The sequence below is a fragment of the Thermodesulfobacteriota bacterium genome (genome assembly GCA_030583865.1).
Lineage (GTDB): Bacteria > Desulfobacterota > GWC2-55-46 > GWC2-55-46 > GWC2-55-46 > UBA5799.
The window spans coordinates 171,008-196,657 of the sequence record CP129479.1 but is presented as its reverse complement, the minus strand read 5'-3'; the positions used below and the strand labels follow the sequence as shown (position 1 = coordinate 196,657).

The 25,650-nt window shown below is 58.6% G+C and carries 20 protein-coding genes; 12 read left to right on the top strand and 8 right to left on the bottom strand.

Features of this window, described 5'->3' with window-relative positions; all coding sequences use genetic code 11:
* Window positions 1-302: 302 nt before the first annotated feature.
* The 5 genes from QY316_00960 to glgA form a co-directional block, all read right to left on the bottom strand.
* Window positions 303-1,586, bottom strand: coding sequence for an ammonium transporter (locus QY316_00960; protein ID WKZ33008.1), 1,284 nt, complete (start codon window positions 1,584-1,586; stop codon window positions 303-305).
* 82 nt (window positions 1,587-1,668) lie between these two features.
* Window positions 1,669-2,745 carry a porin gene (locus tag QY316_00955; GenBank protein ID WKZ33007.1) on the bottom strand — a complete coding sequence of 359 codons (1,077 nt, stop codon included), beginning with the start codon at window positions 2,743-2,745 and terminating at the stop codon, window positions 1,669-1,671.
* Between the two features lie 156 nt (window positions 2,746-2,901).
* Entirely contained in the window at window positions 2,902-3,606 is a 705-nt protein-coding gene (locus tag QY316_00950) for a type 1 glutamine amidotransferase (protein WKZ33006.1), read from the bottom strand.
* Window position 3,607: 1 nt separating this feature from the next.
* Window positions 3,608-4,189, bottom strand: a complete 582-nt coding sequence (locus tag QY316_00945; protein WKZ33005.1) for a response regulator — start codon at window positions 4,187-4,189, stop codon at window positions 3,608-3,610.
* Window positions 4,190-4,306: 117 nt separating this feature from the next.
* Window positions 4,307-5,767, bottom strand: a complete 1,461-nt coding sequence (glgA, locus tag QY316_00940; GenBank protein WKZ33004.1) for a glycogen synthase GlgA — start codon at window positions 5,765-5,767, stop codon at window positions 4,307-4,309.
* A gap of 200 nt (window positions 5,768-5,967) precedes the next feature.
* Here glgA and QY316_00935 point away from each other — a divergent pair, with 200 nt between their 5' ends.
* From QY316_00935 to QY316_00880, 12 genes are all read left to right on the top strand, one after another.
* Complete coding sequence (locus QY316_00935; protein ID WKZ33003.1) at window positions 5,968-8,154, top strand: UvrD-helicase domain-containing protein; 2,187 nt, start codon at window positions 5,968-5,970, stop codon at window positions 8,152-8,154.
* Between the two features lie 179 nt (window positions 8,155-8,333).
* Window positions 8,334-9,194: a UTP--glucose-1-phosphate uridylyltransferase GalU gene (gene galU / locus QY316_00930; protein WKZ33002.1), complete on the top strand. Its 861-nt coding sequence runs from the start codon at window positions 8,334-8,336 to the stop codon at window positions 9,192-9,194.
* Window positions 9,195-9,251: 57 nt separating this feature from the next.
* Window positions 9,252-9,701, top strand: a complete 450-nt coding sequence (locus QY316_00925) for an Hsp20/alpha crystallin family protein (protein WKZ33001.1) — start codon at window positions 9,252-9,254, stop codon at window positions 9,699-9,701.
* Between the two features lie 176 nt (window positions 9,702-9,877).
* On the top strand, window positions 9,878-12,301 hold the full coding sequence (gene lon, locus QY316_00920; protein WKZ33000.1) for an endopeptidase La: 2,424 nt from the start codon (window positions 9,878-9,880) through the stop codon (window positions 12,299-12,301).
* Between the two features lie 8 nt (window positions 12,302-12,309).
* The gene (thiL, locus tag QY316_00915; protein WKZ32999.1) at window positions 12,310-13,326 is read left to right on the top strand and encodes a thiamine-phosphate kinase; all 1,017 of its coding nucleotides are present in this window, start codon (window positions 12,310-12,312) and stop codon (window positions 13,324-13,326) included.
* 71 nt (window positions 13,327-13,397) lie between these two features.
* Window positions 13,398-14,720 (top strand): methyl-accepting chemotaxis protein, encoded by a 1,323-nt coding sequence (locus QY316_00910; protein WKZ32998.1) that lies wholly within the window; start codon window positions 13,398-13,400, stop codon window positions 14,718-14,720.
* Window positions 14,721-14,910: 190 nt separating this feature from the next.
* A complete protein-coding gene (locus tag QY316_00905; protein ID WKZ32997.1) occupies window positions 14,911-15,375 on the top strand; it encodes a chemotaxis protein CheW in 465 nt (154 codons plus the stop codon).
* Complete coding sequence (locus QY316_00900; protein WKZ32996.1) at window positions 15,344-15,703, top strand: response regulator; 360 nt, start codon at window positions 15,344-15,346, stop codon at window positions 15,701-15,703. Before QY316_00905 ends, QY316_00900 begins: the two co-directional genes overlap by 32 nt.
* Window positions 15,704-15,800: 97 nt before the next feature.
* Window positions 15,801-17,417, top strand: coding sequence for an ATP-binding protein (locus tag QY316_00895; protein ID WKZ32995.1), 1,617 nt, complete (start codon window positions 15,801-15,803; stop codon window positions 17,415-17,417).
* The gene (larB, locus tag QY316_00890; protein WKZ32994.1) at window positions 17,414-18,163 is read left to right on the top strand and encodes a nickel pincer cofactor biosynthesis protein LarB; all 750 of its coding nucleotides are present in this window, start codon (window positions 17,414-17,416) and stop codon (window positions 18,161-18,163) included. Before QY316_00895 ends, larB begins: the two co-directional genes overlap by 4 nt.
* A 176-nt stretch (window positions 18,164-18,339) precedes the next feature.
* Window positions 18,340-19,515, top strand: a complete 1,176-nt coding sequence (gene larC / locus QY316_00885; GenBank protein WKZ32993.1) for a nickel pincer cofactor biosynthesis protein LarC — start codon at window positions 18,340-18,342, stop codon at window positions 19,513-19,515.
* Between the two features lie 182 nt (window positions 19,516-19,697).
* Window positions 19,698-20,540 carry an MBL fold metallo-hydrolase gene (locus QY316_00880; GenBank protein WKZ32992.1) on the top strand — a complete coding sequence of 281 codons (843 nt, stop codon included), beginning with the start codon at window positions 19,698-19,700 and terminating at the stop codon, window positions 20,538-20,540.
* 25 nt (window positions 20,541-20,565) lie between these two features.
* Here the strand turns inward: QY316_00880 and QY316_00875 are convergent, their stop codons facing one another.
* From QY316_00875 to uvrC, 3 genes are all read right to left on the bottom strand, one after another.
* Window positions 20,566-21,087: a DUF4124 domain-containing protein gene (locus QY316_00875; protein WKZ32991.1), complete on the bottom strand. Its 522-nt coding sequence runs from the start codon at window positions 21,085-21,087 to the stop codon at window positions 20,566-20,568.
* Between the two features lie 87 nt (window positions 21,088-21,174).
* Window positions 21,175-23,601: a DNA internalization-related competence protein ComEC/Rec2 gene (locus QY316_00870; GenBank protein ID WKZ32990.1), complete on the bottom strand. Its 2,427-nt coding sequence runs from the start codon at window positions 23,599-23,601 to the stop codon at window positions 21,175-21,177.
* A gap of 80 nt (window positions 23,602-23,681) precedes the next feature.
* Window positions 23,682-25,529: an excinuclease ABC subunit UvrC gene (gene uvrC / locus QY316_00865; protein ID WKZ32989.1), complete on the bottom strand. Its 1,848-nt coding sequence runs from the start codon at window positions 25,527-25,529 to the stop codon at window positions 23,682-23,684.
* Between the last annotated feature and the right edge of the window lie 121 nt (window positions 25,530-25,650).

Genomic DNA, 25,650 nt, shown 5'->3' with positions numbered 1-25,650 from the left:
AAAAATTAAGGGCGCCCCAGAATACGGATTTGACCCGTCCCCCCGAAGGCGCCCTTGCCTTGTGTCCCGGCACAGCCCTGTGCCGGATCGTTTTTTATCCAAAGGTGATTCTGAAAATCAGCTCCTCCGTTTTAATTCAGGCTGCTCAAAAAGCTCCAGCTGCGGCACCCTCTAAAAATTAGAGATTTTCCCCGCTTTTCCCGGAAGGCCGGGAATAAAAAGCGGAGCATATATGGATAATATGTGAGCATTTTTATTCCCGGACTGACGCAGAGTACGGGGAAAAGATCAATTTTTAGAGCCTAGAGCGAGTATCCCCGCTCCTCGTGCTGCGTAAGATCCAGCCCCTGAATCTCCTCCTCCTTCGTTACCCTTATGCCTACAGTCATGTCTACTATCTGCAGTATCAACAGGGTGCCCACGACCGAGAGCGCGATCGTCACGCCCGCCCCGATGGCCTGTGCCATGAACTGCGCCGGGTTGCCGTAGAAGAGGCCTGTTGCTCCTATGGAGGCGAAGAGCCCGGTCGCCAGGGTCCCCCATGTGCCCGCGACCCCGTGGATGCCGAAGACGTCGAGCGTGTCGTCGTAGGCAAACCTAGGCTTGAGGATTATGACCGCCGCGTAGCAGAGGACGCCCCCGACAAGGCCTATGAGGAGGGCCGCCATCGGCGTAACGAACCCTGCTGCCGGCGTTATTGAGCCGAGGCCCGCGACCGTGCCCGATACCGCGCCGAGCATGGTGGGCTTTCCCCTGTGCGCCCATTCGAGGAAGGCCCAGACGAGCGTGCCTGCCGCTGCCGCTATGTTCGTCGCCACGAAGGCAATGACCGCGCCCCCGTCGCTTGCGAGCGCACTCCCGGCGTTGAAGCCGAACCAGCCGAACCAGAGTATGCCCATGCCTATGGCCGTGAGCGTCAGGTTGTGCGGCGGCATCAGCTCCCTCGGCCAGCCCCGCCTCTTGCCGATATAGAGGGCGGCGACGAGCGCGGATACGCCTGAGCTTATGTGGACCACTATGCCGCCCGCAAAATCGAGCACCCCGAGCGACTGCAGCCACCCGCCTCCCCAGACCCAGTGGCAGAGCGGGTCGTAGACGATGAACGCCCAGAGGAGGCTGAAGAGGACTACCGCCGAGAACTTTATCCGCTCTGCAAATGCCCCTGTTATGAGCGCGACCGTTATGGCCGCGAACATGCCCTGGAATGCCATGAAGAGGAGGTGCGGTATGGTCCCCCTGGGCTCGACCCCCACGCCCGAGAGGCCGAAGTAATCGAGGCCGCCTATGGGCCAGCCGCTTGAAGGCCCGAATGAGAGGCTGTACCCGACTATGACCCACTGGACCGTTATGAGGCAGAGTATGAAGAAGCTCTGCATGATGGTCGAGAGGACGTTCTTCTGTCTCGTCATGCCCGCGTAGAAGACCGCGAGCCCCGGCACCATGAACATCACCAGGGCCGTTGATACGAGTACCCATGCGGTGTCGGCCTTGTCTATCGCCGCTTCTCCGGCAGCCGCTTCGCCGGTAAAGGCGAGAAGCGCAAGGAGCGCGGCCCCCGGCATAACCGTTTTCAAATGGCTCTTCATTTTTCGACTTCCTCCTGATCTCCCTTGATCTCTGAAGCCCCCTTATGGGCGCGGGCGGCCTTGCCGGCTTCTTTCAATGCGCTCAGAAATGGAATACCGCGTTAAAGCCAACCGTGTCCTGGCGCTTGGTGCTTCCGCTGTCGAAGACCTTCTTGTCGGAGGAGTCGTGGCGGTACTCGGCCCGGACGACAAGGTTTTCGTTCACGATGTACTCGGGGGTGATTGTAAACTCCCAGAGGTCCTGTGCAGTGCCTGTCCTGGCGCCGTCGTCGTCGGAGAAGAGCTCGGCGCGCGCGTTGAGGAAGAACTTTTCGCTCAGCGGATAACGGATATACCCGGCCACCCCGCTCCACGTGCTGTCGCCAATGCTGGGCACGTCCTCCTCTTTTCCGTATACGAGGTCGGCCATGACCAGCGCCTTGCCGATGGCCGTCGAGAGATTGAGGTTAAAAAGGTGCCTCCAGTTCCCGGTGTCGTCGTCCTGCTCGGGCCCGGCCATGTATTTGACATTGACCGTGCTCTCGTCCGCAAGGGAGAGCGCCGCGTGGAGGTGGAGCGACTTTGCTGTGTTGTTGTCCTTCACGTTGTCCCAGCCGTTTACGATTGCGCCGGAGAGGGTTATCCTGTCGTCTACCTCGTATGTTGCCCTGAGCCCAGTGTGCGTGAAGGGTATTGTGAAATAGAAGAGGAAGGAGCGCGAATAGTTCCAGTTCCAGCCCTCGTATCCCTCTATGGCCTCGAGGCCGTGGTCTGTAACGAACTTGCCGAAGTCGAGCCTGAGGCCCTTCCCTACCGGGGCCATGTAAGAGATATAGGCCTGGCGGATGTCGAAATCATCTGAGCTGTTCGCTCCGGTCGAATGAATGGCCGCCGGAACAGTGTAGCCGAAGTTCAGGTCAAGCCTGAACCCGGCGCTCCCCGGCTCTTCGGCGTCCCTGTGGAATACGAGCTGGGCCAGTTCGAGCGCGAAGCTGTCGTGGGTGTCGTTGAAAGGCCGGAGGTCGATGGCTTGACCGCCCGGGGTGTTGAAGTTGTAGTTATACCCCGCGGAAAAGAAACCATTCAGCTCCGTGCCGTTGAGGATGTCCGCGGCCGTGAGCTTCTCCTGGGCCCACGCAGGCAGGGGGACCAGGAGCGCTGCTACGAGAAGAATCTTCATCAATGCCTTTCCCATCTCTTTAAGACCTCCATTCGAATTTTTTTTGCGCCAAATAAAAAACGGCACACTTCCCGTAAGAAGGCGCCGTTGCCTTTTTCGCTTATGGCCACTCCCTTGTAGCCGTTCTTTATTTTTTATACCGTTAGGGCTATGCGTTTACCATTTTTCCGCCATGCGGAGGAACCTCGAAAAGAGCATGTTCCCGAGCCTGTTGACCTCTCCTATTACGGACGGCATCCCGTCAAGTACGGCCCCGGCATCCACCCTTGCCTCGGCCACCTCGGCGCTATTAAGGGCCAGCCATTCCCTGACCATCGCCTCCGTGACCTCGAAGTGGAACTGCACTCCGTACGCGTTCGGCCCGACCCTTATCACCTGGTTGGGGAAGAGCGCGGAGGAGGCGAGCCTTTCGGCGCCGCGCGGCACGTCGAAGGTATCGCCGTGCCACTGGAAGACCGTGAACTCGTCAGGGAAGCCCATGAAGAGCCGGTCGGAGGCCGCCTCGTCTTCGAGGACGACCCTGTGCCAGCCTATCTCCTTTGCGCCGCCCTTATATACGCTGGCCCCGGAGGCCCTGGCAAGCAGCTGCGCGCCAAGGCAGACCCCGAGCACCGGGACCCTCTCCTTAAGGGCCGATTCGATGAGCCTCAATTCCTTTTTTATGAATGGGTGCTTCTCTTCCTCGTATACGCCCATGGGCCCGCCCATGACGATAAGCGCGTCAAAGCCGCCTATCCTGGGCGGAAGGGGCGCGCCCCTGTGCATATCGAGGCGCTCGACGATAAAGCCCTTCTCAAGCGGCCTCCTGAATGTGCCGAGGCCTTCATGGGCGACGTGCGTTATGACAAGCGCCCTCTCCACGCTAAATCTTCCCGCCCTTTTCGAGCGCCATGATGAGCACCTCGGCTATCTCGGCCATGCCCTTCCTCTTGTCCATGCTTATCCTTCTTATGCGGCCGAAGGCCTCCCTTTCGCTGAGATTCTCTTTTTCCATGAGGAGACCCTTCGCCTTCGCGATTATCTTCCTGGCCTCAAGGGTTTTCTTGAGATTGTCGTTCTCTTCCTTGAGCGCCTTTAACTCATTGAAATTCGAGATGGCCATCTCTATAACCGGCGCTAACTCCTCGGCCCTCACCGGCTTGACGAGATAGCCCATGACCCCGGCCAGGGCCGCTTTCCTTGCGGTCTCGCCGTCCTCGTCCGCCGTAAGGAGCACTATTGGCGTCGGGCAGGATCGGCTTATCTCTTCCGCGGCATTGATGCCGTCCTTCACCGGCATGCGGAGGTCCATAATCAGGAGGTCCGGCCGCCTCTCCCTGCATATCTCGATCGCTTCGAGCCCGTTTGCCCCCTCGCCATCGAACGCAAACCCGGCCGCCTCGATGAAACCCTTAAGGACAAGCCTTTCAGAGGCGCTATCATCCACGACGGCTATCCTTTTCATGACAAGTGATTAAAGCAATATGGGTGCCACGGAGGGTTTGGGGCCCGGGTGCGCGCTTATTCGCGGGTCTTCATAAAGGCGGGATTCGGATGTGCGTGTTTTTGAGGCTTGACGTGATTAAGTTTTGTGCAGCCTTGCCTTTGCGGTCTTGTAGGCCTCCAGGTATTTGGCTGCAGCATCGTCCCAGGAGAAGTTATCGGCCATGCCGCGCCTCTGGAGCGTGGTCCATTCCTTTTTACGGGAGTATACATCGATCGCCTCTGCCACTTTATCGATGAGCGCTGAGGCCGAATACTCCCTGAACTTGAAGCCGTTCCCGCCCTCCTCCGAGTAGTCGCGGACAGTGTCGTCGAGGCCGCCGGTCGCGCGGACTATGGGGACAGTGCCGTATTTGAGGCTGTATATCTGGTTAAGGCCGCACGGCTCGTATCTCGAAGGCATGAGGAACGCGTCGGCGCCCGCTTCCACGAGATGCGATAGTTCGCTATCGAAGGCTATCCTGACCGAGAGCCTCTCCGGATATCGGGCGGAGAGCTCCTTAAGGCCCTCCTGGTGCCTCCTGTCGCCGGAGCCCAGGACGACCAAAGCTATATCCATCTCCATGAGCTCGGGCATGGCCTCGGAGAGTATGTCGAGGCCCTTCTGGTCCGCGAGCCTCGTTATCATGCCTATGATGAGCGTTTTAGCCTTTATCCCCTTGAGGCCGAAGGCCTTTAATAGCTTTTTTCTGCACGCCGACTTGCCTTTCATGTCCGATGGGGAATAGTTCTGCGGGATAGCCGGGTCGCTCTCCGGGTCCCATTCGGAATAATCGACCCCGTTGAGTATGCCGAATACCACGTCCTTCCTCTTACGGAGCACGCCGTCAAGGCCGTAGCCGTACTCGGGCCGCTGTATCTCGCGGCTGTACGCCTTGCTTACGGTCGTTATTGCCTCGGAAAAGACGAGGCCCGCCTTAAGTAGGTTTATGCTCCCCCAGAACTCGACCCCCTCAGGGTTGAAGAGCTGAAAGCTAAGGCCCGTGGCGTCATAGAGGTTTGCCGGGAACTGCCCCTGGTAGGCTATGTTGTGGACTGTAAATACCGTGGCGGTCTTTGAGAATATTGGCTCGCCCCGGTACATGTCCTTTAGATACGCCGGGATTAGCCCTGTCTGCCAGTCGTTGCAGTGTATTATGTCAGGGGAGAGATTCCGCGCCTTCAATACCTCGAGGATTGCCCTTGAAAAGAAGGCGTACCTCTCAAGGTTGTCGAAGTAGTCGCCCTCGGGCGTCCCGTAGAGATAGGTCCTGTCAAAGAACTCGTCTCTTTTGATGAAATAGACCGGAACCCCCTGATGATGGCCCAGGAGGGCCTCTGCCCGGACCACCCTTCTCCCCATCGGGACCGCCACCTCTATGCCGGTGGGCTCGAGCTCAAAGCCCTTGTCCGCCACCTGCCTGTAAAAGGGCATGAAAAGGACGACCCTCAAGCCCAGGCGCGAGAGAGCCGCCGGAAGCGACCCTGCGACATCAGCAAGCCCGCCTGTCTTGGCAAAAGGCACGGCCTCAGGGGCCGCGATAACCACATTAAGCGCCATGATTGATTGAACTTAGCAGAAAAACGGCGGGTTTTCAAGGGAGGAGGCCTCTTTCCCGCTCAACAGGCACTGCAAAAACGTCCTTTCTCCCATTGCCCTCCCCCCGCCTTTGTGTTAATTTGAAATGATATCGTAGCCAAGCTCAACCTGCGATTCTTCGCTTCGCTCAGAATGACAGCATTTCTAAGAAAAACAATATTATGCCTTTTTTAAAATCCTTGAATCCCACCCAACTCGAGGCCGTGACATTCGGCGACGGGCCGCTCCTCATTCTCGCCGGGGCAGGGAGCGGCAAAACGCGCGTCCTTACCTCCAGAATAGCCTTTCTCATCGCCAAGATGAATGTCTCCCCTGAGAACATCCTTGCCGTTACCTTCACGAACAAGGCCGCCGGAGAGATGCGCGAGCGCCTTGAGAGGACAATCGGCGGAAGCGCCCGTTCCGTATGGCTCGGCACATTCCATTCGCTGGGCTTGCGCCTTCTTCGCAGGGAGAGCAGGGCCGCCGGGCTCGCCTCCGAGCTCACCGTTTATAACGACGACGACCAGCTGGCCCTCATTAAAGAGGTCTTGAAGGAGCTCGACCTTAACGAAAAGGTCATGCCCCCCAAATCCGTCCTTGCCCGCATAAACCAGGCAAAGAACGAGAACATAGGGCCAACGGAATACGCCTCGCACGTGAACGACTTCTTCTCCGAGAGGATTGCCAAGGTCTACGCAAGATACCAGAAGAAGCTACGCGGGATGGGCTGCCTGGATTTCGGCGACCTCATATGCGAACCCATCAACCTTTTCCGGCAAAACGAGCCTGTACTGGATAAATACAGGAACCGCTTCCGCTATATTCTCGTCGACGAATACCAGGACACGAACCGGGCCCAGTACACGCTTACGGGCCTGCTTGCGTCGGGCTCGCGGAACCTACTTGCCGTGGGCGACCCTGACCAGTCCATATACGGCTGGCGCGGGGCGGACATATCGAACATACTGGATTTCGAGAAGGACTACCCGGATTCAACCGTCCTCCGGCTTGAGCAGAACTACCGCTCGACCGCCAACATACTCTCTGCCGCCAATTCTGTAATAGAGCGGAACCAGCGGAGGATGGAGAAGACCCTGTGGACCGAGAACCGCGAGGGCCACCCGCTCGTACACGAGGAGGCGAAAGACGAGTACGACGAGGCCCGGAGGGTGCTTTCGCGTTTGAAATCCAGGATGAGAGAGGACCGCGCCATATCCTACCGGGACGCGGCGGTCTTCTACCGGACGAACGCCCAGTCCAGGGTATTCGAGGAGCTCCTCATAAGGGAGGGCATCCCCTACACCATCGTCGGCGGGACGAGGTTCTACGACAGGATGGAGATACGGGACGCGCTCGCGTACATACGGGTGATAGCCAACCCCGGCGATTCCATAAGCCTCCAGCGCATAATAAACAGGCCTGCCCGGGGAGTGGGCAAAGCAACGCTCGACAGGATCATATCCCTGGCCGACGAGCTCGGGGCGCCGCTCCTCGAAGCCGCAAGGGCGGCCCTGGGAAGAGGCCTCCTCGGAAAGACCAGGCTGCGCCAGTTCCTCGACGCCTGCGACGCCTTCAGGTCCGGGCTCGGGAAGCTGCCGCTGAACGAACTGGCGTTACGGCTCCTCGAGGACTCGGGCTACATGGCCATGTGGCAGGACGAGGGGACGGACGAGGCCTCGGAAAGGCTTGAGAACATATTCGAGCTCATCTCCGCGATAAAGGATTTCGAGGCCGCCAACCCGGGGGCGACGCTCCCGGACTTCCTCGACCAGGTCGCCCTCATAAGCGACATAGACTCCTACGAGGAAAAATCCGACAAATTGACCCTCATGACCCTGCATTCGGCAAAGGGGCTCGAGTTCAGGCTCGTCTTCCTCGCCGGCATGGAGGAGGGGATATTCCCGCACTCCCGGAGCATTGACGACCCCGAGGGGCTGGAGGAGGAAAGACGCCTCTGCTACGTGGGCATGACCAGGGCCAAGGAGGAGCTCTATCTCTTCTCCTCTGCTTCAAGGTCCCTTTACGGGGAGACGAGATACCAGGCCCGTTCGAGGTTCCTCGACGAGATATGCCCTGGCCGCATCAGGTTTCTTGGAGGCGAGTCCCGTGAACGGAAGCCGGTCTACACGGCCCCTAATGAGATATACTATTCTCCTGAGGACTTCCCCTCAGGCCCCGGCAATGACGCCGGTGGAGAGGCCCTTCCCTGGAGGGTGGGCATGAAGGTCTCGCACCCAAGCTTCGGGGTGGGCATCATAAGGGAGCGGAGCGGCTCAGGCCAGGACGTGAAGGTGACGGTAAATTTCAGCTCCTCGGGCGTTAAAAAGCTCGCGGTAAAGTACGCCGGGCTTACCCCGCTTTCCTGACGACCCGACCCCTTGACTTATAAGGAAAAACTTATTATCATCCCTCAATGGCAAACCCTGGCTCCTGCAAAATCTTCACGGTTTTCCCTGAGTCGCGCTGTAATTTTTTCTGACTTAAACTTCGCAAACATTACCGTACTGCCCGGCTGTGCCCCGGACGGGCGTCCACAGGATGGGATATGAGGCTTAAGAAAGCGGTTTTCCCTGCTGCCGGCTTTGGCACCAGGTTCCTTCCGGCCACAAAGGCCATCCCCAAGGAGATGCTCCCCCTTGTGGACAAGCCGCTCATACAGTACGGCGTCGAAGAGGCCAAGGCCTCGGGGCTCTCCGAGATAGTCATCGTCACGGGCATGGGGAAGACCGCGATCGAAGACCACTTCGACACCTCCTTCGAGCTCGAGAAGCTCCTCCAGGAGAGGGGGAAAAACGAGCTCCTCCGGATGATAGAGAACGTCTCTGGCCTCGTCCATTTCGCCTATACGCGGCAGAAAAAGCCCCTCGGCCTCGGCCACGCCATAAGCATAACCGTGAACCTCATAAATAACGAGCCGTTTGCGGTATTCCTCGGGGACGATATAATTGATTCTAAGGTCCCCGTGATGAAGCAGATGATCGAGGTAAACCGTAAGTTCGGAACCTCGGTCCTTGCCGTGCAGAAGGTGCCGAAGAGCCAGGCCCATATGTACGGGGTGATAAAAGGGCAGAAGGTTGCGCCGGGCATCTACAAGGTGCTGGACCTTGTGGAGAAGCCGAAGTCCAACCCGCCGTCCAGCCTCGCGATAATAGGGCGGTACATACTGACCCCCGGCATATTCCCGGCGCTTGATGAGACGAAGCCCGGAAAGGGCGGCGAGATACAGCTTACTGACGCCCTCAAGATACTCTTACGCAGCCAGGACATATACGCCCTGGAGTTCGAGGGCACAAGGTATGACGCCGGCGACAAGCTAGGCTTTCTCAAGGCGAACATCTCACTTGCCCTTAAGCGCCCTGAACTGAAAGGCGACTTGAGGAAGTTCCTCAAGGGCCTCGCCCTCTGACGCGTACTCAGGGGCTTTCGCCTAAGGGCATGGTTTCAGGACACCTTTGAGCTATTTATGGCCAAATTCTCCAAAAAACCGACTAAGACGCCAGTAAAGACAGAGCACCTGAACCGCTTCCTTTTCGACTGCCTGGACGAGGGCGAGAGCTTTTTCAAGCCCGAGCCCATAACCCACATGCCGGCCCTCGACATGTACGCCACCCAGGACGAGCTCGTAATCGAGGTCGAGCTCCCGGGCGTGAGGAGGGAAGACATAGACCTGACCATGTCCAGGGACAAGCTCATCATCAGATCCGTGAAATTCGAGTGCTTCGAGGAGGACAAGATAAACTACGTCTGCATGGAGAGGTCCTTCGGCAGGCTCTTCCGGTCGATAGACCTCCCGTACCCGGTGGACACGGCCAGGGCAAAGGCAGTGTACAGGAATGGCATACTCCTTGTAACGCTTCCGAGGGTCCAGGATAAGAGAAACTCTACGAAAAAGGTGCCGGTGGAATCCATTTAAGGCTACCTCTAAAAATTAAGAATTTTTTCTGAGGTCAAGGAAGGGCGGAAATAAAAAGCGCAGCATATATGGGAATATGTGAGCATTTTTATTTCAGCCCTGACACAGAGATCAGGAAAAATAATCATTTTTAGAGGTAGCCTTAAGAGATTGACTAAAAGGAGAGTACAGACTAAATGCCAGAAGATAAAAGAGAAGAAGAGGAGCAGCAGCTCGAGATACCGGACGTGCTGCCGCTCCTGCCGGTAAGGGACGTAGTCATATTCCCTTTCATGATAGTGCCTCTTTTCGTGGGCCGGGAGCGCTCCATCAACGCGGTCGACGCGGCGCTTACTAAGGACCGGCTCGTCTTCACGGCTACCCAGAAGGACATATCCAAGGAGGACCCCGACCCCGAGGACCTCTACAGGGCCGGGACCGTCTGCATGATAATGAGGATGCTCAAGCTCCCGGACGGCAGGGTCAAGATACTCGTCCAGGGCCTGAGCAGGGGAAACATCGCCAGCTTTACCCAGACCAGGCCCAACTACCTCGTCTCAATCGAGAAGGTGGAAGAGCAGCACGAAACAGAGCTCTCCCTTGAGGTAGAGGCCCTCATGAGGACCGTAAGGGAGCAGCTTGAGAAGCTCGCCACCCTGGGGAAGGTCGTCTTCCAGGAAGTCATGATGGTCCTCGACAACATAGCCGACCCGGGCAGGATGGCCGACCTCGTTGCCGCCAACCTCGGCCTTAAGATCGAAGAGGCCCAGTCCGTGCTCGAAACGCTCGACCCCGTGAAGAGGCTCGAGAAGGTGAACGAGTTCCTCGTAAAGGAGCTCCAGGTCGCCCAGATGCAGGTGAAGATACAGTCCCAGGCCAAAGAGGAAATGGACAAGAGCCAGCGGGAGTACTACCTCCGCGAGCAGATGAGGGCCATAAAGAACGAGCTCGGCGACATAGAGGAGCCCTCGGAGGAGCTCGAGGAGTTCAGGGAGAAGATTAAGAAGGCGAAGATGCCGCAGGACGTCGAGAAGGAGGCCGGCAAGCAGCTCGACAGGCTCGAGATGATGCACCCGGACGCTGCCGAGGCCGCCCTCATACGCACTTATTTAGAATGGCTGGTGGACCTCCCGTGGGCCAAACAGACCAAGGACACCCTCGACATAGAGAAGGCGAGGAAGGTGCTCGATACCGACCACTACAACCTCGAAAAGGTCAAGGAGAGGATCTTAGAGTACCTTGCCGTGAGGAAGCTCCAGCCAAAGACAAAGGGGCCCATACTATGCTTCGTAGGCCCCCCGGGCGTGGGAAAGACCTCGCTCGGCCGCTCCATTGCCAGGGCAATGGGCAGGAACTTCGTCCGTATCTCGCTCGGCGGCATAAAGGACGAGGCCGAGATACGGGGGCACAGGAGGACCTATGTCGGCGCGCTGCCGGGCCGCATAATACAGGGCATAAAGCAGGCGGGCACGAATAACCCCGTCTTCATGATGGACGAGATAGACAAGATAGGCATGGACTTCAGGGGAGACCCGTCCTCGGCCCTGCTTGAGGTGCTGGACCCCGAGCAGAACTACGCATTCAGCGACCATTACCTGAACCTCCCCTTCGACCTCTCGAAGGTGATGTTCATAACGACCGCGAACATGACCGACCCCATCCCGGAGCCGCTCCTCGACAGGATGGAGCTCCTTAACCTCCCGGGCTACACCGAGGAGGAGAAGCTCGAGATCGCGCGCAAATTCATCGTGCCCCGCCAGATCAAGGAGCACGGCCTGAATAAAAAGCTCATAACCGTCCAGGACGAGGCCATAAAGAAGATAATATCCCAGTACACGAGGGAGGCGGGGCTTCGGAACCTCGAGCGCGAGATAGCGTCGCTTTGCAGGAAGGTCGCGAAAAAGGTGGCTTCCGGCAAAGCGACCCTTACGACCGTTTCGCCCAGGCTCGTGCAGGAGTTTCTCGGGATACCCAAGTTCCTGCCCGAGACCGAGCACGAATCCGAGGAGATAGGCGTTGCGACCGGACTTGCGTGGACGCCGGTAGGGGGAGAAATACTCCACATCGAGTCGACGATCATGAACGGCAAGGGGCAGCTTACGCTGACCGGCCACCTCGGAGACGTCATGAAGGAGAGCGCGCACGCGGCCCTCTCCTACGCCAGGTCGAGGGCCGACCTCTTCAACCTCACGCCGGACTTCTACAAGGACCTTGACATTCACATCCATGTGCCCTCGGGCGCGATACCCAAGGACGGGCCCTCGGCCGGTATAACCATGGCCGCTTCCCTCATATCGGCGCTCACCCAGACGCCGCTCGACAAGGGAATAGCCATGACAGGCGAAATAACTCTCCGGGGCCGGGTGCTCCCGGTCGGCGGCATAAAGGAGAAGTGCCTTGCCGCGCTAAGGGCAAAGATAAATAACATAATCATCCCCGACCGGAATAAAAAAGACATAGAGGACATACCCAAGGACATAAGAAAGAAGATACACTTCATATTCGTAAAACACATGGATGACGTATTGAAGGTCGTATTCAGGAAGCACAGGCTCCCCGGCGGGAAAAAGCCCGGGCCGAGAAAGGCCAGGCCCGCTGGCCGGAAGCACGCAAGGCCCTGAAGAGCCGGATGCGCCTTGAGGACTGGGGCGAGGACGCCCTCATAGCGGCCATTGCCAGGAGGTTCGCTGCCAGGCACCCGCGCCTTGAAAAGGGCATAGGCGACGACGCCTGCGTCGTAAGGGAGCTCGGCGGCAGGGCCCTCCTTGCCACGACCGACGTACTGATCGAGGACACCCATTTCAGGCAGAGCTACACCCCTCCCCGCCTCCTGGGCAGAAAGGCGCTATCGATATCCCTCTCCGACATAGCCGCAATGGGCGGAGAGCCCCTTTTCTTCCTCGTATCCATCGCGCTCCCGCCGGAGACTGACAAGAGGTTCGTCGACGGGCTCTATGACGGGCTCGGAGAGGCGGGCAGGAAGGGCAAGTGCCTGCTTATCGGCGGAAACACGGCAAAATCCAGGCACGGGATAACGGTTTCGACTACGGTCTTCGGAGAGGCGCCTGCCGGAGGGGTCGTATACAGGAAAGGGGCGCGGGCCGGGGACCTTATATTCGTTACGGGCGAGCTCGGCTCTTCGGCGCTCGGCCTCTGGGCGCTCGGAGAGCGCGGGAAAGCGGCGGCAAGAGGGCCTTACAGGGAATCCGTAAACAAACACCTCGACCCCGAGCCGCGCCTATCGGCCGGAAAAGCGCTTGCAGCCTCCGGGCTTGCAACCGCGATGATGGATCTAAGCGACGGCCTCGTCCTTGACCTCAAAAGGCTCTGCATCGAGAGCGGCAGGGCCGCGGTCGTCAGCATGAGCTCTCTCCCGGCCTCAAAAGAGCTTCAAAAATTCGGCAAACAGACAGGGCGGAGACGCATGTTCGAGTTCGCCCTTACGGGCGGAGAGGACTACGAGCTCCTATTCACCTCCCCTGAAAGTAACCTTAACAGGCTTTCCAGGCTGTCCAGGGGGCTTTCGCTCCCGTTCACTCCCATAGGCAGGATAGTCCCGGCAAAAAGGGCGGCAAGGGCCGTTACCGTTTTAGGCGAGGACGGAAGCCCGGTTGCGCTCGAAAGGGAAGGGTTCGAGCACTTCTGAGGGACTCTCGGGCGGCCCTAAAGCAAACGGCATTAACGTCCGAAATACCGGAAAACGCTTGTGGATTGACAATGGATTTGAAAGAGACATATAATACCGCCGAAATCGGAGAAAGGCGGGTTCTGGCCATAAGGATACCCATAGGATACAAGTTCATACTCGGCTTCATCGCGGTGGTCGCGGCCGCGGCTTTCGTGCCAGGCATCGTCGAAAAGCTCGAAATAGCCGAATGGATGAAGCAGCCCCTGAGCTTCCTCGTCGCCATCGTCACGGGGCTTGTCCTGGGCTCCGTGTTTACCCGCAATTTCACGAGAGACTTCAACCGCATCGCCGCCATAGCGGGGAAGATAAGCAAGGGCGACCTCACCGGCTCGGGCGAGCTCGATTCAGGCGAGGCCCGGCTCATAAAGGACGAGATAGCGGAACTCTCGCAGGCTGTCTCCCTCATGTCCGAGAGCCTTAAAACCCTCGTCACGCAGATAAAATCGACCGCCTCGGATCTTTCCGAGGCGCAGGAATCGTTCTCGTCGGTCGTGGCCAGGGGTCACGAGACCTCGAAAGACGTCATATCCGGCGCCTCGGACATCTTCAACGGCGCGCTCGAGCAGGCCAACCACATAGGCGACGCCTCCCACACCGTAAAATCCATGTCAGAGCTCGCTGATGACGTTGCCGACCGCGTTACCGAGAGCGCGAACGCCTCGCAGAGGGTGAACTCCATGGTGCAGAGGGGCGCGACCGCGGCCACCTCGGCCATGGAAAAAATGGAGACCATATTCAGGGGCATCGAGAACACCGGGGGGGCGGCAATACGCCTGAAGGACAAGCTCGGCGACATACCGAGGATACTCGACGTCATAACGCACATATCGAGGCAGACCGACCTCCTGGCGCTCAACGCCACGATAGAGGCGTCAAAGGCCGGAGAGCACGGCCGGGGCTTCGCCATAGTGGCCGAGGAGGTCAGGAGGTTTGCCGACAACACGAATAACAGCGTGGAAGACGTCTCTTCCATCGTGAAGGACCTCCGCATGGAAGTCGAGCGGGTCGTGGCCTCGGCGAGCGAGGGGACCGCGAACCTGAAGGGCGGCAGGGACGACCTCCGGAAGATACGCGAGATACTCGTCGAGATAACCAACTACTCCTCGGAAGTGGCCGAGAAGGCCACGGTAATACTGGGCCTTACGCAGAAGCAGAAGGAAAAGGCGGAAAAGACCGTCGAGATAATAGAGCAGGTGGCCAAGATAGCCCGCGAAAACGTAGCCTCGACCGAACGGGTCGAGTCGGCCGTCGAGAAGCACGGGGCGGCGATAAGCGAAACCCTTGCCGCGTCTGAAAAGCTGTCGGGGCTTTCAAAAGACCTCCGGGCCGTGGTCGCCAGGTTCACCCTTTAGTCAGGGTGTTTAAAAACACCCTGACAGGCAATCCACGGGTGGATTGCCAAATCGCGAAGAATATCCCAGCCGGGCAGTTTGTGAGGCTCGGATGGATCCATTCCGGCCAGGCCGTGGTTGAAAAAGTCCGGGAAGGACTTGTCCAAAATCCAGTTAGGTATGCTCGCCCCCGGCGGGTTCGCGGTCTGACATGAGCGGAGACAAGCTGGTAATAGACCTGGACCTCGGCAGGTACGCGCTCGACACGAGCGCGGTCGCAGGGGTGGTGGAAAAAGAGAGGCTCCCGTTCCTGCCCGGCGGGAGGGGGTTCGCTTCAGGCGTAATCTCCTTCAGGAACGAGCCCGTTACGGTGATAGACCTCCCGGCCGCGCTCGGCGATTTCGGGTCCGCCCCGCCATCCTCGCACAAGGTCATAGTGCTCAAGGACAAGGGACGGATATTGGGGGTCGACGTCGGCAGCTCAGTGGTCTCCTTTCTCTGGAAGGAGAATATCGAAGGCAAGGTAACGGCCGAAAAAGGGCTCTACACCTCTGGAAGGATACACGCGGGGACCGGCCCCATCGACATTGTCGACTGGCCGGCCCTGTACGACGAGACGCTAAGGATGCTTTCAGCTGAAGACCATGCCGCCAAAGAGAGTCCTCATAGCAGATGACACCGAGTTTTTCAGGGCCGCCCTGAAAGACATATTGTCAAGGGCCGGATACGAGGTTGTGGGCGAGGCCTCGAACGGGGCTGAAGCGATAGAGCTTGCAAGTACGCTCAGGCCCGACCTCGTCATACTCGACGTCGTCATGCCGGCCAAGAACGGGATCGAGGCCGCGAGGGCCATATCCGCTCTGAACCTGCCGTTAAAGATAGTCATGTGCACCTCGCTCGGCTACGAGCCGATTGTGGAGGAGGCTGTAAAGGCGGGCGCATCGGGCTACATAATCAAACCCCCTTCAGAATCAAAGGTCCTGGCCGCCCTGAAAGCCCTCTAAGGGGGCGTCCGCAGGCCGGGGACCTTGCTCTCGATCATTAACCCGAGGAGCGTGCGGAGGAGGAAAACGCAAACAGCGCACCTCCGCGCATACTTTCATGGATACCTCCAAATACAAAGGCATATACCTGCAGGAGGCAAAGGCCCACCTCTCCGATATCGAGTCGGGGCTCCTCTCGCTCGAACGGGACCCGGACGGGAAAGACACGCTCGACTCCCTTTTCCGCCATTACCATTCCATCAAGGGGATGTCAGCGTCCATGGGATACACGCCCATAATGAGGCTTGCGCACGCCGAGGAAGACTTGCTTGACAAGCTCCGCGAAGGGAAGCTCGGCCTTACTGGGGAGATGACCTCGGCCCTTCTCAAATGCCTGGACGTTAAGCGCGAGCTGGTCGGGAAGGTCGAAAACGGCGAGCCGCTTGACGTATCAATCGACCCGTTCCTTGACGAATTGGCTGCCGCTTTAAGGGGCGGGCCCGCACCGGTCCCAAGGCCTTCAGCCAACCTGCCTGGAATGGCAGCGGCGCACGCGGGCGGCCTGAGGCTCTCGAATGTCATGCGGGTCGAGGGCAGGGTCTTTGACGAGCTGCTCGCTACCGTGGGCGACCTCTTCATGGTGCTCTCCTCCTTCAAGGCCCTTACACATGAGTCGCGCTCAATAGAGCTCAAGGACGGGGTCCACATGCTCGGGAAGACCGTCGGCTCGCTCCACGGGAGCATTCTTTCAGCGCGCATGCTCCCCATTGAGGACCTTGCAGCCGGCATCCCGAGGATAATAAGGGACCTGACGGCGGGCTCGGGCAAGGAGGTCTCCCTTTACACGGAGGGCATGGACATAAGCCTCGACAGGGCCATACTCGAAGGCCTCTCCTCGCCGCTCGTGCACCTCATAAGGAACGCGATAGACCACGGCATAGAGACGTCAAGCGAGCGCATCGCCAGCGGCAAGCTCTCAATCGGCTCAATAAAGGTCCGGGCCCATGCCCGGAAGGACCGTGCCGTTATCGAGGTATCGGACGACGGCAGGGGCATCCGGAAAGAGGCGCTCCGGAAAAAGGCCGCTGAAAGGGGGATCCCCCTTGAGAAGACCGCCGCGATGCCCGACAAGGAGCTCCTTAAGCTCGTATGCCTGCCGGGCCTCTCGACCGCCGGGAAGGTATCGGAGACATCTGGCAGGGGAGTAGGGATGGATGTCGTAAAGGACGCAATAGAAGGCCTCGGCGGAACGCTCGAGATCGAATCGGAAGAGGGCAAGGGCACGAAGGTCATCCTGGAGCTGCCGCGTACTACCCTGATAACCAAGGCCCTTATCGTGGGCATAGGCCCTGAGCGCTTCCTTATCCCGATATCAAAGATAGAGAAGGTAATCGAGGCCGATACGGGCGCAGGAGGCGTCTTAAACTACGAGGGGGCAATGGTCCCGGTCGTTTCTCTCGCCTCCCTTTTCGGTCTCCCGGAGCGGGACGGGGGTGGCCATACTCTCGTGCTGGTAGACGGGAGCCCTCTGCTCGGGCAGGACGGAGGAAGCCCGCTTGCCGCGTTCAGGGTGGACGGCTTCGGCGCCGAGATAGACGCGTACGTGAAACCCCTCCTCCCTCCCATCTCCAGGCTCTGGGGGGCCTCGGGCATGACCATGATGGTTGACGGAAGCCCGGTCTTTCTCCTTGACGTCCAGCAGCTGATCTCAAGGGCGCTTGAGAGGGCGATATGAATGTCGGCATCTTAAAAAAGCTCCTTGAAGACGTGAAGGACGGCAAAACAAGCGTTGACGGCGCGCTCGAAGCGCTCAGGAAGCTCCCGTTCGAGGACCTCGAATTCGCAACGCTCGACACACACAGGGCGCTACGCCAGGGTTTCCCTGAGGTCATATTCGGCCAGGGGAAGAGTGTGCCCCAGATGAAGGCCATCATTACGAGCATGCTGAAGAGGAAGGAGAACGTCCTCGTTACCAGGCTCGACACGAAAAGCGGAAGGGCCCTCAAGAGGGCCTTCCCCAGGGCGGAGCATAGCGAGATCGCGCGCACGTTCTTCGTCAAGTCGCACGCAATAGCCCCCTCCGGCAAGGGCACGGTGCTCGTGATATCTGCGGGCACATCAGACGTGCCGGTCGCCGAAGAGGCGGCCATAACGGCCGAGTGCATGGGGAACCGGGTAAAACGGCTTTACGATGTCGGTGTCGCCGGCATACACAGGCTCCTTCACAGGAAAGAGGAGCTCTGGGACGCTAACGTCATAATAGTCGTGGCCGGGATGGAAGGCGCTCTCCCGAGCGTGGTCGCGGGCCTTGTCTCAAGGCCCGTAATCGCGGTGCCCACTAGCGTGGGCTACGGCGCAAACCTCGGGGGCATTACCACCCTCATGGCCATGCTCAATTCCTGCGCCTCGGGGATCTCGGTCGTGAACATAGACAACGGCTTCGGCGCTGCTTACGTGGCGAGCCTTATAAACAGGGGATAAAGCCCCCTGAAGACAGACTACAGGCAACTTCTGAAAATTTGAGGTTTTTCCCGCAAATAAGGAAGGCCGGGAATAAAAAGAGGAGCATATATGATATTATGTGAGCATTTTTATTCCCGTAACTACGCAGAGTCCGGGGAAAAGATCAATTTTAAGAAGTTGCCTGAAAGGTTCAGATGAAACTCCTCTACTTCGACTGCCCGATGGGCATAAGCGGCGACATGTTCCTTGCTTCCCTAATAGACCTCGGGGTCGACAGGCGGCTCATATTGAAAGAGGTCCGAAAGCTCAAGGTCGACAGGATAGAAGTGGCCGTGGGCAAAGAGCTTCGCCATTCCATATCCTGCACCTCCTTCAGGGTGAAACTACGCGAGAGCAGCCACCACAGGACCTTCAGGGACATAAAAAGAATAATCTCCGGAAGCTCCCTTTCGCCCGGCGTAAAAAAACTGAGTACCGAAATATTCAGGATAATCGCGGAGGCCGAGGGCAAGGTCCACGGCATAAGCGCGGATGAGGTCCATTTCCACGAGATAGGCGCGATGGACTCGATAATCGACATCGTGGGAGCGGCTGTGGCGCTCGAGGCGATCGGGCCGGAGAGGGTAATATGCTCCCCTCTGCCGCTCGGCTCGGGCTGGACAACTACCATGCACGGGAAGCTCCCCATCCCCGCACCCGCCACGCTTGAGATACTGAAGGGCGCTCCGGTAGCGTCCTCGCCAATCGAGTTCGAGCTTACGACGCCCACGGGCGCGGCCATCATGAAAGCTGCCGCCTCATTCGGGCCCATGCCCGCCATGACAGTCGAGAGGGTCGGGTACGGGGCCGGGAAAAAAGACCTTAAGGAGCGGGCGAATATCGTAAGGGCGGTCCTCGGCTCTAAAGGCGCCCTGGGCGGGCCCGAAGGCGAGAGGCTCCACGTCATTGAGACGAACATAGACGACATGAGCCCTGAGCTTTCGGGCTATCTTATCGAGAAGCTTATCAGTTCCGGCGCGCTCGACGCATTCCATACCGCGGTCCAGATGAAAAAGTCCAGGCCCGGCGTCCTCCTCACTGTCCTTGCGAAAGAAGAAGACCGGGCGCGGCTCATGGAGATGATATTCAGGGAATCCACCTCCATAGGGGTAAGGTCCTATCCGGTGGAGAGGCACTGCCTTGACAGGAAGGTCCTCAAGGTCAGGACCCCTTTTGGCACCGTAAGCGTCAAGGCATCGTACCTTTCAGGCAGGGCCGTAAACGCGCAGCCCGAGTACGAGGACTGCCGCTTGCTGGCCGAGAAGAAGGGCGTGGCGCTTAAAGTGGTAATGGATTCCGCAAAGGCAGCGGCGCTGGAAAGATTGGGGTAAATTTTAGGCGAGGCTGCCTCCGTTGACTTAAGTCACAAAACCTTTTTATAATGCGGTGTTATAATTTTACCTGGAGTGGATTCCGGCCTGGATGATTTTTCCAGGACGCCGGGAAGACAAGCTTTCCGCAGCCCTCCAGGGCAAGAATTCCCTCCATACTTTCGTCTTCAAGAAGGATTTTCATGCTTATCAGGTGCTGGGGTTCGAGGGGTTCCGTCCCTGTGTCCGGCAGGGAGTTCATAAAATACGGCGGCGACACGACCTGCGTAGAAGTCGTGAGCGCCTCGGGCGACCTCATAATACTGGACGCGGGGACCGGCATAAGGCTCCTGGGGAACAGGCTCTCCAACAACGGGACCCGGAAGATAAACCTCCTCCTTACGCACGCCCACTGGGACCACCTCTTCGGGTTCCCGTTCTTCAAGCCGATTTACTCGAAGGGGAGCGAGATAAAGATATACGGGCCGCAGCCCACGCAGGATTCCTTGAAGCGCATAATCTCAAAGACAATGACCGCGCCCAACTTCCCGGTAGAGTTCGAGGACATCAAGGCGGACATAAGTTTTCTCGGCATGGGCTTCAACGGCTACTCCATAGGGTCGGTAAATGTCTCGACCATACCGCTCAGCCATCCCAACATGGGCGTGGGCTACAGGCTCGAAGAGGACGGAAAGGCCTTCGTATTCCTTACGGACAACGAGCTTGCCTACCGGCACCCCTTCGGCCTCGGGTACGAGGGATACCGCGAGTTCAGCAAGGGGGCGGACCTCCTCTTCCACGACGCCGAGTACCGAAAAGAGGAATACGAGGCCGGCACGAAAGGCTGGGGTCACTCGGCCTACCTTGACGCGGTGCGGCTCGCGATGGAAGCTGGCGTAAGGAAGCTGGGGCTGTTCCACCAGAACCAGGACAGGACCGACGACCAGGTCGACGGCATCGTCGAGGAATGCAGGGAACTTATAAAAAAGAACGGCTCAGGGCTCGAATGCCTGGCCGTTGCGGCTGGTACTGAAATAGAGATCTGACGCGCGGCGTTTGCGGTCCGGCCCGTCAGGGCTCCCTTGCCTCCTTGGGCACCCCGGCTATCCGCGCCTTCCTCTGGAGCTCCCCGTATTCCTCACGCAACGCGGCCAGGTTCCTCAGGTCCGCCGGAAGCTCCTCCTTGTAGAGATTGTACTTCGCGACCTGCTCGGATGCGAAGACCTGCCCGAACCTCCTTCCGGCCTCGAATACCTCCACGTAATTCGTTTTCACGTTGATCGCCTGCTGGAGCTCGTTAATCTCGCCTTTTTTCCGGGCCAGCGAAATCCGCCACCAATCGAACGTCTGGTCGCCATAGAGGACAGCCCCTGGCTCGACAGGGAGAGGGGGCGGTGTTTCGGTTTCGAACTGAGGCCCTTTTGGAGCCTCTTCTTCCTTCTGAACCCTCACTTTGCCGCGCCATTCCTGGGGGACCTTTTCCAGGCTGTCGGTTATGTGGACGTTCCCCTGCCCGTCGGTCCAGTAATAGAGCTCGGCGTATGCCGGAGGGGCCAAGACAAGCGCGGCGAGGAGAAACGGTATAAGCCTCATAGGGGGCCTCTTTCTTTGCGGGCCAGGGGTGGATTTGAACCTTCCGTGCTTCTCAAGAGGTATTCCAAATTGCTGAATAAGTATAATCTACGGGCCGCTGCCAGTCAAATACTGCCTTGCGTCCACACCCTTGCCGCCGGTCGTGACCACGATCGCCCCGCCCGAGTCGGTCCGCATGACCCGTACGCCCAGGGCCGAGTACCTCTCAAGCGTCTCCCTGTGAGGGAACCCGAAGGAATTAAGCCTTGCCGTCGAGACTACGGCTATCTCGGGGGCCACGGCGGCAAGGAACCCCGCGCTTGACGAGTTCCTGGAGCCGTGGTGCGGCACCTTCAGCACGGTAGAGGCGAGGGCCGGGCCCGAAAGGAGCGCCTCGCTCTTCCCTATGTCCCCGGTAAAAAGGAAACTTTCTTCGCCGTATGAGACCCTCATGACAACCGACGACTCGTTCAGGTCCAGGCCCTCCGTGCTCTCAGCCGGATGGAGTATTCCGACCGTTGCACCGCCGATCGGTATTTCAGGCGTAGAGGCGTTAACGACCCTGGCTCGCACACCCCTCTCTTCCAGGATAGTCCCGAGCCTGCCGAGATCCCCGCGGCCGTTCCACCAGAACTCGCCAACCCTGAAGTTTTCAGCTATGAACGGCAGGCCTCCCATGTGGTCCTGCTGGGCGTGGCTCAAGAGCATGTAATCTATCTTCATTACTCCCTTTGACCTCAGGAACGGGGCAACTACCCTCTCGCCCGTGTCGAAGTCCGGGTTGTTGAGCCCGCCTCCGTCAACGAGCATGGTCGTGCCGTCAGGGAATTCTATAAAAGAGGAGTCTCCCTGCCCCACGCTCAGGAAAGTGACCGTGAGCTTGCCTGAATCCCCTTCGTAAAAAAATCCCCTGCCCCCGTAGCTCGCCAATAAAAGAGCCGCAAGGGCAATGACCGGGAGCCTCGCGCGCCTCCATTCAAGCCTGACAGCGCAAACAACGAGGGCGTAGAATATCGCTAATTCGTGGAGCGGGGGCGGGGATACCCACGAGGAGGCGTAGGGGATGGCAGAGAAAATCCGTGCCGCGCCCGCCATGATGCTGAAGACAAGGTCGGCTATCTTGAGCGGCATCAAGGCCAGGGCCTCTGAAAAAGGGAGTAGCCCGGCTGAGACGAATAGAGAGGGCACGACTATGCCCGAAAGGGGCACTACGACGAGGTTTGCCGCAAGCCCGACTATCGACACCCTGTTGAAATGCCACGCAAGAATGGGAGAGGTACCAATTCCCGCGGCTGCAGTCACCAGGACCAAAGGCACGGCCCGTTCTTTAAGGAATGCGAGGGAGAGCGCTTTGAATGTCTTTTGCCCGTCATCATTTTCCTTTTTTCCACTTCCTTCAAGATAGCTCCTCATCCCGGGGACGAGGGTTATGATGGAAGCCATCGCTACGAAGCTCAGCTGGAAGGAGGCGTCCCACACGGAATAGGGGGCAAGCGCCATGACGATTATGGCCGCGAGGGCGAGCGTATTGATGTAGTCCTTTCCCCTGCCGAGCGCGAAGGAGAGGAGGAAGGCGAGCGCCATTATGACCGCCCTCTGGGTGGGGACCGGGAAGCCTGCAAGCATCCCGTAGAAAACGACCGGCGCCGCCGAGAGCGCAAGAGCGGCCTTTTTAGCCGGAACCGCAAGGAGGAGCGTTTCTGACCGCTTCATGAGGAGAAGAAAAAGCCCGTAGCAGAATGCCGCGACCATGCCCACATGGAGGCCTGATATGGAAAGTATGTGGGCCGTGCCCGTTGAGGCGAACGCGTCCCTGAGTTCCTTGTCTATGCCGCCCTGGCCGGATATGATGAGCGCCTTGAGGGAGTCCCTGTGCCTGAGCCCGCTCGACTCGATGAACTTCCCTATACGGTCCCGCATCCCGTGGACATTGAGCGGCCCTCCGGAGGACTCCGCGGTTATTTCTATTAGCCTCTCGCTCTTTATGAACCCGGTAACGAAAACACCCCTTCTCCCGAGCCAGCGCTTGTAGTCGAACTCTCCGGGGTTGCCGAAGGTACGGGGCTCGCCGAGCATGGCAAATGTCCGCACCGTATCCCCGGGCTTGAGGCCAACCCTGCCGTTGACGGTCAGAAGGGCCTTTCCGCTTGAAGATTCCCAAATTTCGCCTTCCCGGTATCTCTCGATATCGATTAGAAACCTGGTCCTCCTTCCGGCCGGCTCGATCTCGAGTACGCGCCCCTCTATCGCGTGGCCTAACATTACGGCTTCGATATTTTCGGCCCGGATGCGGTCAAGTATGTGGCCCGGCGGGATTTCCGGGCTTGAGTGGGGGAGGATCAGAAGCGCGCCCGTAAAGAAAAAAATCGGGAGGACCGCGAGGCGGCTGAACCCGAGCCTGAACGCGTACGCCAGTACGAGAGCGATTATTGAGAGTGAAAGCCCGGCGAGCACCGGGCCGTAGGAAAAGTCCAGCTGGTCCGAGACTACTATCCCGGACAGGACGGTAAGGGCAACAGGGACGAGTGGGCGCATAAGGGGCTTTGTGGGTCGGCAGTCCCTTTTTAACACAGGCCGGGCCTTTTTTGCACTAAATACGGAAAAGAAGGCCGGCCCTATTCCCCGCCGCTGCCCTGGCCCTTTAGCTTCCTTATCTCTTCCGCGAGCCTTTCCGTTATCCCCGGTATAGACATGAGCTCCTGTAAGTCGGCGTTCAGTATAGACTCCAGGTCTCCGAACCTCTCGAAGAGGGCCTTTTTCTTTTTTCCTCCTATGCCCGGCACCCGGTCAAGGAGCGAGCCGATCTCTTTTGACCTCAGTTTCCTATGGTAGGAAATTGCGAACCTGTGGACCTCGTCCCGTATCCTCCGTACGAGGAGGTCCGGTTTCGAGCCCTCCTTGAGTAGTATGGGGTCTTTTACTCCAGGGATGAAGACACGCTCGCCTTTTGGCTTGGCGCCCTTTGCCGGAGGCCCGTTATCCCTGTCCTTTGCGAGCGCCCTCGCCTCGACACCCCTCACGCCGAGCTCCTTAAGGGCTTCGATCGCTATATTGAGCTGCCCCTTGCCCCCGTCCACCAGGACGAGGTCGGGGAAGCCCGGGCCCTTTCCGGCCCCCTCCATAAGGAACCTCCGCGACAGGACCTGGTACATCATCGCATAGTCGTCAGGCCCTTCGAGCCCCCTTATCCGGAAGAGCCTGTAGGAGTCCTTGTCCGGCTCGCCGTCCCTGAAGGCGACCATCGCGCCCACGGCCTGGCTTCCGCCTATGTTGGATATGTCGAAGGCCTCGATCCTGTGCGGCGCGCCCTTCAGGCGGAGCCTCTTTTGAAGCTCCTCTACCACACCAGCCTTGGAAAGAGCGGCCTCGGAGCGCTTCCGGAGGGCCTCTGCCGCGTTCGATCGGGCCATTTGAAGAAGCTTCGCCTTTCCGCCCCTATGCGGCATAGTAATGGCGACCCTTCTCCCCTTTTTCTCGGAGAGCCAGTCCTCCAGTAATTCCCTGTCATCCAGCTCCGTCTGCACGATGGCCTCGTCAGGCACGAAACGCTCGCCCCTGTAGTACTCCGCGACAAACGAAGAGAGTATCTCCTCGTCCGGCAGTCCCGCGTCGTGAAAGAAGTAGTCGCTCCCGCCCGTGAGCCTGCCGTCGCGTATGTAGAGGGCCTGCAGCACTATCGATTCCCTTTCCCTGATAAATGCGAAAACGTCCTGGTCGGCCGCCCTGGCCGCAACCACCTTCTGCTCCTCGAGCATCCCCTCTATCGACAGCACCCTGTCCCTGAGCCTTGCGGCCTTCTCGAACTCGAGCGCCGCCGAAGCCTCCTTCATCTTCTCCCGGAGCATTCTAAGGAGCTCCCTGTTCTTCCCTTCAAGGAACATTATCGCACCGTCCACGAGCTCACTGTAGGCCTCTTCGGATATGAGCCCGGCAGCCGGGGCCGCGCAGAGCCCTATCTGGTAGTCGAGGCACGGCCTTACCCTGTTCCTGAACTCGCCCTCCGAGCAGACGCAGAGCGGGAATATCCTCCGGATGAACTTTATCGTGTCCCTCACCTCGCGGGCCGAGATGTAGGGGCCGAAGTACCTCGATCCGTCCTTTTTCCTCTGCCTGGTAACGAGTATGCGGGGGAACTTCTCCTTCATCGTTATCTTGATGCTCACATAGGTCTTGCTGTCCTTGAGGCGTATGTTGTACCTGGGCTTGTGCCTCTTAAGGAGCGTGTCTTCGAGGAGAAGGGCCTCCTTCTCGTTCGTGGTGACTATATAGTCGATATCGGCTGTCCTGGATGAGAGGAACCTGACGGCGTACCTGCCGTCCCCGCCCTCCCTGAAATACGAGCGCACCCGCGCCCGGAGGTCCTTTGCCTTCCCGATGTAGAGGACCTCGCCCGATGCTCCCTTCATCATGTAAACGCCAGGGAGCTGGGGCAGTTTCGCGAGTTTTTCTTCGATGGCGGTCATATCGATATATTATCTCACAGGAGATTTCTGGAATACAAACCGGTTTTCATACTATCCACAATTCAAAAACCCTTGTGCGAAGAACTTTTGCGCGCTGCCGCGCTTTTTTGGGCATAAGGCT